The following is a 10638-nucleotide window of genomic DNA, read 5'->3' as shown; positions in this document are numbered from 1 at the left end:
TGAGCCGGCCCGTCCCGGACCGCCCCCCGGACCCCACCAGCGCAGAGGGATCACGACGATGTACAAGCTCTTCTTCAACCTGGTCTTCAAGCGGATGGACCCCGAGCGGGCCCACTACACGGCCTTCCGGTGGATCCGCCTCGCCGCCCGCACGCCCGTCCTGCGCACCTTCGCGGCCGCGACCCTCGCCCCCCGCCACGAGGAGCTGCGCACCGAGGCGCTGGGCCTGCGCATGCACGGCCCCTTCGGCCTCGCGGCCGGCTTCGACAAGAACGCCGTCGCCATCGACGGCATGTCGATGCTCGGCTTCGACCACGTCGAGATCGGCACGGTCACCGGCCAGGCGCAGCCCGGCAACCCCAAGAAGCGCCTCTTCCGCCTCGTGCCGGACCGCGCGCTGATCAACCGCATGGGCTTCAACAACGAGGGCTCGGCCGCCGTCGCCGCCCGCCTGGCCGCCCGCAACCCGGTCTTCAAGACCGTCGTCGGCGTCAACATCGGCAAGACGAAGGTGGTCCCGGAGGAGGAGGCCGCCGCCGACTACGTGCTCTCCACCGAGCGCCTCGCCCGCCACGCCGACTACCTCGTGGTCAACGTCTCCTCCCCGAACACCCCCGGCCTGCGCAACCTCCAGGCCACCGAGTCGCTGCGCCCGCTGCTGACCGCCGTCCGCGAGGCCGCCGACCGGGTGGTGACCGACCGGCGCGTCCCGCTGCTCGTCAAGATCGCCCCGGACCTCGCCGACGAGGACGTGGACGCGGTCGCCGACCTCGCCCTGGAGCTGGGCCTGGACGGCATCATCGCCACCAACACGACCATCGCCCGCGAGGGCCTCGGGCTGAAGTCCTCCCCGTCGCTGATCAAGGAGACCGGCGGACTGTCCGGCGCCCCGGTCAAGGAACGCTCCCTGGAGGTCCTGCGCCGCCTGTACGCGCGCGTGGGCGACCGGATGGTCCTGGTGGGCGTCGGCGGCATCGAGAACGCCGAGGACGCCTGGCAGCGCATCCTGGCGGGCGCCACCCTGATCCAGGGCTACAGCGCCTTCATCTACGAGGGCCCCTTCTACGCCCGCGCCATCCACAAGGGCCTGGCCGCGCGCCTGGCCAACAGCCCGTACGCGACCCTGGCCGAGGCCGTGGGCGCCGAGACCCGAAAGGCCACGCCGTGACCGCGAAGACCCCTGTGACCCCCTTCGGTGCCCGTCTGCGCGCCGCGATGGACGCGCGGGGCCCCCTGTGCGTCGGGATCGATCCGCACGCCTCCCTGCTGGCCTCCTGGGGCCTGGAGGACGACATCACGGGCCTGGAGCGCTTCTCCCGCACGGTGGTGGAGGCCCTCGCCGACCAGGTGGCCGTCTTCAAGCCGCAGGCGGCCTTCTTCGAGCGCTTCGGCTCGCGCGGCGTGGCCGTGCTGGAGCGGACCGTCGCGGACGCGCGGGCGGCGGGCACGCTCGTGCTGATGGACGCCAAGCGCGGTGACATCGGCTCCACCATGGCCGCGTACGCCTCCGCCTTCCTGGACCCGTCCTCCCCGCTGTTCTCGGACGCGCTGACGGTCTCCCCGTACCTGGGCTACGGCTCCCTGAAGCCGGCCGTCGACCTGGCGCGGGAATCGGGCGCGGGCCTGTTCGTCCTGGCCCTCACCTCCAACCCGGAGGGCTCGGAGGTCCAGCGGGCCCTGCGCGAGGACGGCCGCACCATCGGCGCGACGATGCTGGCGCACCTGGCCGCCGAGAACGCCGGCGCGGAGCCCATGGGTTCCTTCGGCGCGGTGGTCGGCGCCACGCTGGGGGACCTGTCCTCCTTCGACCTGGACATCAACGGCCCGTTGCTGGCCCCCGGCATCGGCGCCCAGGGCGCGACCGCCGCCGACCTTCCGGCGGTCTTCGGCGCGGCCGTCGCCAACGTCGTCCCGAACGTCTCCCGGGGCGTCCTCGCGCAGGGCCCCGACGCGACCGCCCTGCGCGACAGCGCCAAGCGGTTCGCCGAGGAGATCCGGGAGGCGGTCTCCGCCTAGGACACCGCGTACGCACCGCGTACGTCACCGCGTCGGGCGGGGTCGCCGGCCGGGTCCGCCCTCGGGGGCGGCTCGGGGACGGGTACAGGAACGCTCCTGTCCGTCCGATCGGCGGCCCCGCCGGCACGACGGGGTGCGGATCGGAGGGGGTGCGGAGCTCCGACGGGCGCGATTTCGGGCCGTTCGCGGGTGCCGTCGGAAGCCCGCGCGGCACGGCTTGACGAAATTCGAACGTAATTACCCGGACAAAACCGGGGTGTTTTGTCTGTGATGTACGGTTCAGTCGAGGCTGACCAGGACTTTTCGTCCGTTCTCGCTGACTGGAGCGGCCTTGGCCGCTAGTCTCCGAGCAGAGTGAACGAGCAGCGAACGAGTTCCACCGCTGTTCGGGAGCTCGCCTGGCGTGGTGCCCTGAGTGCTGCGCCGGTCCGTATCCGACAGTTCGACATCCGAGGTGACGTAGGCGTGGCTCTTCCGCCCCTTACCCCTGAACAGCGCGCAGCAGCGCTCGAAAAGGCCGCCGCGGCTCGCCGGGAGCGGGCCGAGGTGAAGAATCGACTCAAGCACTCCGGTGCCTCCCTCCACGACGTCATCAAGCTGGGTCAGGAGAACGACGTCATCGGAAAGATGAAGGTCTCCGCCCTGCTCGAGTCCCTGCCCGGCGTCGGCAAGGTCCGTGCCAAGCAGATCATGGAGCGCCTCGGCATCTCCGAGTCCCGGCGTGTCCGAGGTCTCGGCTCCAACCAGATCGCCTCTCTGGAGCGTGAGTTCGGCGGCAAGGCCGCCTGAGGCGCCCCCCGAAGTTCTCCCGGCGTTCTCAGGCAGTCCCGAGAACCTGGATAATCGCTCTATGGCAGCAGAGGTTCGTCCGCGGCTGACCGTGCTCTCCGGCCCTTCGGGGGTCGGCAAGAGCACGGTCGTCGCGCATATGCGCAAGGTCCACCCCGAGGTATGGCTCTCGGTGTCGGCCACCACCCGCAAGCCGCGGCCCGGTGAGCGACACGGCATCCACTACTTCTTCGTCAACGACGACGAGTTCGACAAGCTGATCGCCAACGGCGAGCTGCTGGAGTGGGCCGAGTTCGCGGGCAACCGCTACGGCACACCCCGCGGCGCGGTATCGGAACGCCTGGAGAACGGCGAACCGGTGCTGCTGGAGATCGACCTCCAGGGCGCCCGACTCGTCCGCGAGTCCTCGCCCGACGCACAGCTGGTCTTCCTGGCCCCGCCGAGCTGGGACGAGCTCGTCCGCCGCCTCACCGGCCGCGGCACGGAATCGGCCGAGGTCATCGAGCGCCGGCTGGAAGCCGCCAAGATCGAACTCGCTGCCGAGCCCGAGTTCGACACCACCCTGGTCAACACCTCCGTCGAGGACGTGGCGCGTGAGCTGCTAGCCTTGATGGACGTTGTCTGATCGTTGGTCGATGTTCCTGATCGGTCGACAACCGATCGGACCGATCTTTCACCCATCTTCGGAAGGTAGAGCGTGTCCTCTTCCATCACCGCGCCCGAGGGCATCATCAACCCGCCGATCGACGAGCTGCTCGAGGCCACGGACTCGAAGTACAGCCTCGTGATCTACGCGGCCAAGCGCGCGCGTCAGATCAACGCGTACTACTCGCAGCTCGGTGAGGGCCTGCTCGAGTACGTCGGCCCGCTGGTGGACACCCACGTCCACGAGAAGCCGCTTTCGATCGCGCTGCGCGAGATCAACGCGGGTCTGCTGACCTCCGAGGCCATCGAGGCCCCGGCCCAGTAGCACGCGGGAATTCCTTTCACCACAGGCCCGGCAGAACATCTGCCGGGCCTGTGGTGTGTCATAGGTGATGTCGTATGCGGATCCCGAACGGGAGGGATCCGCGGATGGGAGTGCGTGGTGGCGAAGCCGAAGGTCGTGCTGGGGGTCAGCGGCGGGATCGCCGCCTACAAGGCCTGCGAGCTGCTGCGCCGGCTGACCGAGTCCGGACACGACGTACGGGTCGTGCCGACCGCCGCGTCCCTGAACTTCGTCGGCGAGGCGACCTGGGCCGCCCTCTCCGGCAATCCCGCCTCCACCGGGGTCTGGGAGAGCGTCCACGAGGTGCCCCACGTGCGCATCGGGCAGTCGGCCGACCTCGTGGTCGTGGCCCCCGCCACCGCCGACATGCTGGCCAAGGCCGCTCACGGCCTGGCCGACGACCTCCTCACGAACACCCTGCTCACCGCCCGCTGCCCGGTGGTCTTCGCGCCCGCCATGCACACCGAGATGTGGGAGCACCCCGCCACCCGGGCCAACGTGGCCACGCTGCGCGGACGCGGGGCCGTCGTCATCGAGCCGGCCGTGGGCCGCCTCACCGGCAAGGACACCGGCAAGGGACGACTGCCCGACCCCGAGGAGATCTACGAGGTCTGCCGCCGGGTCCTGGCCCGCGGCGCGGCCGCCCCCGACCTCGCCGGCCGCCACGTGGTCGTCAGCGCCGGGGGCACGCGCGAGCCCCTCGACCCGGTCCGCTTCCTCGGCAACCGCTCCTCCGGCAAGCAGGGCTACGCCCTCGCCCGCACCGCCGCCGCCCGCGGCGCCCGCGTCACCCTGGTCGCGGCCAACACCGCCCTGCCGGACCCGGCGGGCGTGGACGTCGTCCGCGTCGGCACGGCCCTCCAGCTGCGCGAGGCGGTCCTGAAGGCCGCCGCCGACGCCGACGCCGTGGTCATGGCGGCGGCCGTCGCGGACTTCCGGCCCGCCCACTACGCCGACGGCAAGATCAAGAAGAAGGACGGGCAGGAGCCCGAGCCGGTGGCCCTCGTGCGCAATCCCGACGTCCTCGCGGAGATCTCCGCCGAGCGCCCCCGTGCGGGCCAGGTCGTCGTCGGATTCGCCGCCGAGACCGACGACGTCCTCGCCAACGGCCGCGCGAAGCTCCGCCGCAAGGGGTGCGACCTTCTCGTGGTCAACGAGGTCGGCGTCAGCAAGACCTTCGGTTCCGAGGAGAACGAAGCCGTCGTCCTGGCATCCGACGGTAGCGAGACCCCCGTGCCTCACGGCCCGAAGGAAGCCCTCGCCGATGTGATCTGGGACCGGGTGGCCCCGCTCCTCTCCCGCCCCGAGGGCCCGGCAAGTCGCTGAGCGTCGCTCTTCTCGACACGAAGTCCATGGGCCAGAATGGAGTGTCGCAGGTCACATCGTTCCCACTAAGCGAGATCGGTGGTCCGCGCCACGGTGGCGACCGATAAACTGCCACCCGGAACGTGATCGGGCGCAGCCCCCGGTGTGGTTCCGCCAAATGATCAGCCAGCAGCCGCTGCAACCCCAGGGAGCGTTGTGTCCCGTCGCCTGTTCACCTCCGAGTCCGTGACCGAGGGTCACCCCGACAAGATCGCTGACCAGATCAGCGACACGATCCTCGACGCCCTCCTCACCGAGGACCCGACCTCGCGTGTGGCCGTGGAGACTCTCATCACCACCGGCCTCGTGCACATCGCCGGCGAGGTGACGACCAAGGCGTACGCGCCGATCGCCCAGCTCGTCCGCGACAAGATCCTCGAAATCGGCTACGACTCCTCGAAGAAGGGCTTCGACGGCGCCTCCTGCGGCGTGTCGGTGTCCATCGGCGCGCAGTCCCCCGACATCGCGCAGGGCGTCGACACGGCGTACGAGAAGCGCGTCGAGGGCGACGAGGACGAGCTCGACAAGCAGGGCGCCGGCGACCAGGGCCTGATGTTCGGCTACGCCTGCGACGAGACGCCCGAGCTGATGCCGCTCCCGATCCACATCGCGCACCGGCTCTCCCGCCGGCTGTCCGAGGTCCGCAAGAACGGCACCATCCCGTACCTGCGCCCCGACGGCAAGACCCAGGTCACCATCGAGTACGACGGCGACAAGGCCGTCCGCCTCGACACCGTCGTCGTGTCCTCGCAGCACGCGGCCGACATCGACCTCGACTCGCTGCTCGCGCCCGACATCCGCGAGTTCGTCGTCGAGCACGTGCTCGCGCAGCTCGTCGAGGACGGCATCAAGCTCGACACCGAGGGCTACCGCCTCCTGGTCAACCCGACCGGTCGCTTCGAGATCGGCGGCCCGATGGGCGACGCCGGCCTGACCGGCCGCAAGATCATCATCGACACCTACGGCGGCATGGCCCGTCACGGTGGCGGCGCCTTCTCCGGCAAGGACCCGTCGAAGGTCGACCGTTCCGCCGCCTACGCCATGCGCTGGGTCGCCAAGAACGTCGTCGCCGCCGGCCTGGCCGCGCGCTGCGAGGTCCAGGTCGCGTACGCGATCGGCAAGGCCGAGCCCGTCGGTCTCTTCGTCGAGACCTTCGGCACGGCCAAGGTCGACGTCCAGAAGATCGAGGACGCGATCGGCGAGGTCTTCGACCTGCGCCCGGCCGCGATCATCCGCGACCTGGACCTGCTCCGGCCGATCTACGCCCAGACCGCCGCCTACGGCCACTTCGGCCGTGAGCTGCCGGACTTCACCTGGGAGCGCACCGACCGCGTCGACGCCCTGCGCGCCGCCGCCGGTCTGTAGGACCAGCGCGACACCGCCTGACGGACGGCCCCGGACCTCGACGGTCCGGGGCCGTTCGCTGTCGGTGGCATTTGGTAAGAATGCTGGTGTGAGCAGCGCGAACGATTCCCCGCCGGAACAGCTCGCACTGATCCGGGAGATGGTCGCCGAGGCGAAGGCCAAGGCGCCCAAGGCCAAACCGCGCACCTGGCGCGGCGCCGCCCTCGCCGAGGAACTGCCGGTCGCGCGGGTCCTCGTCAACAAGGGGATGCTGCACCTCGACCGACTGTTCGACTACGCCGTCCCCGCCGAGCTGTCCGAGACCGCACGACCCGGCGTCCGCGTCCGGGTCCGCTTCGGCGCGGGCTCCCACCGGGTGCACGGGGGCCGCCGCGAGGGCGGCGGGCTCATCGACGGGTTCATCGTCGAACGGCGGGCCGAGTCCGACTACGACGGAGCGCTGGCCGCGCTCGCCCAGGTCGTCTCGCCCGAGGTGGTCCTCGGCCCCCGGATGCTGGCCCTCGCGCAGGCCGTCGCCGACCGGTACGCGGGCAGCCTCGCCGACGTCCTCCAGCTCGCCCTGCCCCCGCGCAACGCCCGCGCCGAGGCCAGGCCCTCGCCCGAGCCGCTGCCGCCGCCCGCAGCCCCCGAACCCGGCGGCTGGACCCGCTACGGGGCCGGGTCCGCCTTCCTGCGCTCCCTCGCCGCGGGCGGCGCCCCCCGCGCGGTGTGGACCGCCCTGCCCGGCCCCGGCTGGGCCGACGAACTGGCCCGGACCATGGCCGCCACCCTCGCCTCCGGGCGCGGCGCCCTGGCCGTGGTGCCCGACGGGCGCGCCGCCTCCCGCGTCGACGCGGCCCTCACCGCCCTGCTGGGCGCCGGCCGGCACGCCCTGCTGACCGCCGAGTCCGGGCCCGAGAAGCGCTACGGGCAGTGGCTCGCGGTCAGCCGCGGCTCCGTGCGGGCCGTCGTCGGCACCCGGGCCGCGATGTTCGCCCCCGTGCGCGACCTCGGACTGGTCGCGATCTGGGACGACGGGGACTCCAGTCACGCCGACGACCACGCGCCGTTCCCGCACGTGCGCGAGGTCCTGGAGCTGCGCGCGGTCAGCGAGGGCTGCGGCTTCCTGGTCGGTGCCACCGGCTGCACCGTGGAGGCCGCCCAGCTCGTCGAATCGGGCTGGGCCCGCCCGCTGGTCGCCGACCGGGAGACCGTACGGGCCCACGCGCCGCGCATCAGGACCGTCGGCGACGAGCTGCTGGCCCGCGACGGCGCCGCCCGCGCCGCCCGCCTGCCCACCCTGGCCTGGGAGACCGTCCGGGAGGGCCTGACGAGCGGGCCCGTGCTGGTCCAGGTGCCCCGGCGGGGGTACGTGCCCCGGTTGGCCTGCGAACGCTGCCGCACCCCCGCCCGCTGCACCGTGTGCGCGGGCCCGCTGGAGGCGCCCGACGAGCGGGACCTGCACTGCGGGTGGTGCGGGCGGGCCGAGAGCGCCTGGCACTGCGGGGAGTGCGGCTCCTTCCGGCTGCGGGCCCAGGTGGTGGGCGCGCGCCGCACCGCCGAGGAACTGGGCCGGGCCTTCCCGGCCGTCGCCGTACGGACCTCCGGGCGCGACCACGTCCTCGACGAGGTGCCGGACCGGCCCGCGCTGGTGGTGTCCACCCCCGGCGCCGAACCCGTCGCGGCGGGCGCCGGGTACGCCGCCGCGCTGCTGCTGGACGGGTGGGCCATGCTGTCCCGGCCCGACCTGCGGGCGGGGGAGGAGGCCCTGCGCCGCTGGATCGGGGCGGCCTCGCTGGTGCGGCCCGAGGGCCGGGTGGTGGTGGTCGCCGAGCCGACGCTGCGGCCCGTGCAGGCCCTGGTGCGCTGGGACCCGGTGGGGCACGCCGTGCGCGAACTGGCCGAGCGGGCCCAGCTGGGCTTCCCGCCGGTGTCGCGGATGGCCGCCGTCGCGGGGCGGGGCGAGGCCCTGGAGGCCTTCCTCGCCGCCACCGCGCTGCCGGCCGACGCGGAGGTGCTGGGTCCCGTACCGCTGCCCGCGCGGCGCGGGGAGCCCTCACCGGGGGAACGGGTGCTGGTACGGGTGCCGCCCGGCAGCGGGGCGGCGCTGGCCGCGGCCCTGAAGTCCGCGCAGGCCGCCCGCCTGGCCCGGGGGGTTCCGGCGGGGGAGGCGGTCCGGATCCGGATCGACCCGCCCGACATCGGCTGACGACGACCCCGCCCCCGGCGGAGCGGCCCCGAGGGGCGCTGCGCCGGGGGCGGGGACGGCTGGCCGTGCCCCACCGTCGGGGGTCGGCGACCCGGCGGTGGCGGGCGTGCGGCGGGTCAGCCGTTGCGGGGGCCGGGGAAGGCGGGCGGCCGGGCCGAGACCACCGCGGAGGCCCCGGCCTGGGACTCCTCGCGGACCGGCTGCGGCGGCACCGAGCGGGCCGCGGGGATCGTGGGGAGCGGGCCCATGGTGCGGGTCGTGGTGCCCTCGGCGGGTGCCTCCGCGGCCTCGGCGGCCTGCGCGCGGCGGGCCCCGTAGCGCCGGTGGACGGCCTGCTTGGTGACGCCGAGGGCGGAACCGACGGCGTCCCAGGAGAAGCCGAGCGAGCGGTCGAAGTCCACCGCGGCGGTGACGAGGGTCTCGACGCTGTCGCGCAGCTCCTGGGCGAGGCGGACGGTGGGGGCGGGGGCCCTGCCGTAGACGACGAAGCCCGTGGAGGGCCCGGAGCGGCGGGGGCGGTACACGTTGCCGAGCTGGGCGGTGAGCGTCCGCAGCGCGTCCACCTGACGGCGAACCCGCTCGATGTCCCGCACCAGGAGGTGCAGACTGGCCCGTGCCTGTGCGTCGTGGGTGGCGTGGTCGGCCATGAAGAAGCCTCTCGAACCGGTGCTGAAGAGCGGATGGGCCGCAGACACCGTTCTCGTGCGCGGCCCGTTTCGGTCAATCTCTCTTGACCAACGCGCCAGCGGGCGCCCAGGTCACGCATCGGGGGCGTGTCGGCATATGCGAGAGGCGCGCGGGTGTGCGTACGCCCCCCGACACCGCAGGTGGGCGGTGCCGGCGGCGCCCCATAGACTGGTGCGTCGCCGACAGCCGAGATAGCGAGGTAGGAACCGGTGAAGCTGGTCTTCGCAGGCACCCCCGAGGTCGCCGTGCCCGCCCTGGACGCCCTGATCGCTTCCGGGCGACACGAGATCGCCGCCGTGGTGACCCGGCCGGACGCGCCGGCCGGACGCGGACGACGCCTCGTCGCCAGCCCCGTCGCCCAGCGGGCCGAGGAAGCCGGCATCGAGGTCCTCAAGCCCGTCCGCCCGCGCGACGAGGCCTTCCAGGCCCGACTGCGCGAGATCGACCCGGACTGCTGCCCCGTCGTCGCCTACGGGGCGCTCATCCCCAAGAGCGCCCTGGACATCCCCCGCCACGGATGGGTCAACCTGCACTTCTCGCTGCTGCCCGCCTGGCGCGGCGCGGCGCCCGTCCAGCACTCGATCATGGCGGGCGACGAGGTCACCGGCGCCTCCACCTTCCGCATCGAGGAGGGGCTCGACACCGGTCCGGTCTACGGGATCCTGACGGAGGAGGTCCGCCCGACCGACACCAGCGGGGACCTGCTGACGCGCCTGGCGTTCGCCGGGGCCGGCCTGCTGTCCGCGACCATGGACGGGATCGAGGACGGCACCCTGCGCGCCGTCGAGCAGGCCGCGGACGGGATCTCCCTCGCGCCGAAGATCACCGTCGAGGACGCCCGCGTGGACTGGAACGCGCCCGCGCTGCGCGCCGACCGCGTGGTGCGCGGCTGCACCCCGGCGCCCGGCGCGTGGACCGTCTTCCGCGGCGAGCGCCTCAAGCTGATCTCCGTCGCCCCCGTCCCCGACCGGACGGACCTGGCGCCGGGCGTCCTCGCCCCCGCCAAGAACAACGTGTACGTCGGCACCGGCTCCCACGCCGTCGAGCTGCTGTGGGTGCAGCCGCAGGGCAAGAAGCCGATGAAGGGCGCCGACTGGGCCCGCGGGGTGCGCATCGCTCCCGGCGAGCGCCTGGGCGGGGCCGACGTAGGCTGATACCGGCCGCGGTGACGGACGGGAGCGTCGCGCGCGACGTCCCGGGCCGTCGTACCCGGGCCACCCCGCACCTTCTCGCACCTCGT

At 73.2% G+C, this 10638-nt stretch carries 10 protein-coding genes; 9 read left to right on the top strand and 1 reads right to left on the bottom strand.

Features of this window, described 5'->3' with window-relative positions; all coding sequences use genetic code 11:
* Positions 1 to 58 precede the first annotated feature (58 nt).
* The 8 genes from ACZ6ZI_RS18375 to ACZ6ZI_RS18340 all read left to right on the top strand — a co-directional run bounded on the left by ACZ6ZI_RS18375 (position 59) and on the right by ACZ6ZI_RS18340 (position 8711).
* Positions 59 to 1168, top strand: a complete 1110-nt coding sequence (locus ACZ6ZI_RS18375) for a quinone-dependent dihydroorotate dehydrogenase (RefSeq protein WP_469521852.1) — start codon at positions 59 to 61, stop codon at positions 1166 to 1168.
* The gene (gene pyrF, locus ACZ6ZI_RS18370) at positions 1165 to 2016 is read left to right on the top strand and encodes an orotidine-5'-phosphate decarboxylase (RefSeq protein ID WP_363056130.1); all 852 of its coding nucleotides are present in this window, start codon (positions 1165 to 1167) and stop codon (positions 2014 to 2016) included. Before ACZ6ZI_RS18375 ends, pyrF begins: the two co-directional genes overlap by 4 nt.
* 465 nt (positions 2017 to 2481) lie before the next feature.
* Positions 2482 to 2805 (top strand): integration host factor, encoded by a 324-nt coding sequence (locus ACZ6ZI_RS18365; protein WP_249765158.1) that lies wholly within the window; start codon positions 2482 to 2484, stop codon positions 2803 to 2805.
* A 61-nt stretch (positions 2806 to 2866) separates the two neighbouring features.
* On the top strand, positions 2867 to 3430 hold the full coding sequence (gene gmk, locus ACZ6ZI_RS18360) for a guanylate kinase (protein WP_363056128.1): 564 nt from the start codon (positions 2867 to 2869) through the stop codon (positions 3428 to 3430).
* Between the two features lie 72 nt (positions 3431 to 3502).
* Positions 3503 to 3775, top strand: a complete 273-nt coding sequence (rpoZ, locus tag ACZ6ZI_RS18355) for a DNA-directed RNA polymerase subunit omega (protein WP_004948662.1) — start codon at positions 3503 to 3505, stop codon at positions 3773 to 3775.
* Between the two features lie 117 nt (positions 3776 to 3892).
* The gene (gene coaBC, locus ACZ6ZI_RS18350; protein ID WP_469521850.1) at positions 3893 to 5119 is read left to right on the top strand and encodes a bifunctional phosphopantothenoylcysteine decarboxylase/phosphopantothenate--cysteine ligase CoaBC; all 1227 of its coding nucleotides are present in this window, start codon (positions 3893 to 3895) and stop codon (positions 5117 to 5119) included.
* 195 nt (positions 5120 to 5314) lie between these two features.
* Complete coding sequence (gene metK, locus ACZ6ZI_RS18345) at positions 5315 to 6523, top strand: methionine adenosyltransferase (RefSeq protein ID WP_363056124.1); 1209 nt, start codon at positions 5315 to 5317, stop codon at positions 6521 to 6523.
* An 88-nt stretch (positions 6524 to 6611) separates the two neighbouring features.
* The gene (locus ACZ6ZI_RS18340; protein ID WP_469521848.1) at positions 6612 to 8711 is read left to right on the top strand and encodes a primosomal protein N'; all 2100 of its coding nucleotides are present in this window, start codon (positions 6612 to 6614) and stop codon (positions 8709 to 8711) included.
* Positions 8712 to 8827: 116 nt separating this feature from the next.
* Here the strand turns inward: ACZ6ZI_RS18340 and ACZ6ZI_RS18335 are convergent, their stop codons facing one another.
* On the bottom strand, positions 8828 to 9358 hold the full coding sequence (locus ACZ6ZI_RS18335) for a hypothetical protein (RefSeq protein ID WP_469521846.1): 531 nt from the start codon (positions 9356 to 9358) through the stop codon (positions 8828 to 8830).
* Between the two features lie 249 nt (positions 9359 to 9607).
* Between ACZ6ZI_RS18335 and fmt the strand changes: the two genes are divergently transcribed.
* A complete protein-coding gene (gene fmt / locus ACZ6ZI_RS18330) occupies positions 9608 to 10552 on the top strand; it encodes a methionyl-tRNA formyltransferase (protein ID WP_469521845.1) in 945 nt (314 codons plus the stop codon).
* The last annotated feature ends 86 nt before the right edge of the window (positions 10553 to 10638 follow it).

Source organism: Streptomyces sp. NPDC103540 (assembly GCF_055584445.1).
This window is presented reverse-complemented; position numbering and strand designations above follow the sequence as displayed.

Coding starts and splice junctions, on each gene's coding strand:
- ACZ6ZI_RS18375 (WP_469521852.1), top strand. CDS start 59: ATGTACAAGCTCTTCTTCAACCTGGTCTTCAAGCGGATGGACCCCGAG.
- ACZ6ZI_RS18335 (WP_469521846.1), bottom strand. CDS start 9,358: ATGGCCGACCACGCCACCCACGACGCACAGGCACGGGCCAGTCTGCAC.
- gmk (WP_363056128.1), top strand. CDS start 2,867: ATGGCAGCAGAGGTTCGTCCGCGGCTGACCGTGCTCTCCGGCCCTTCG.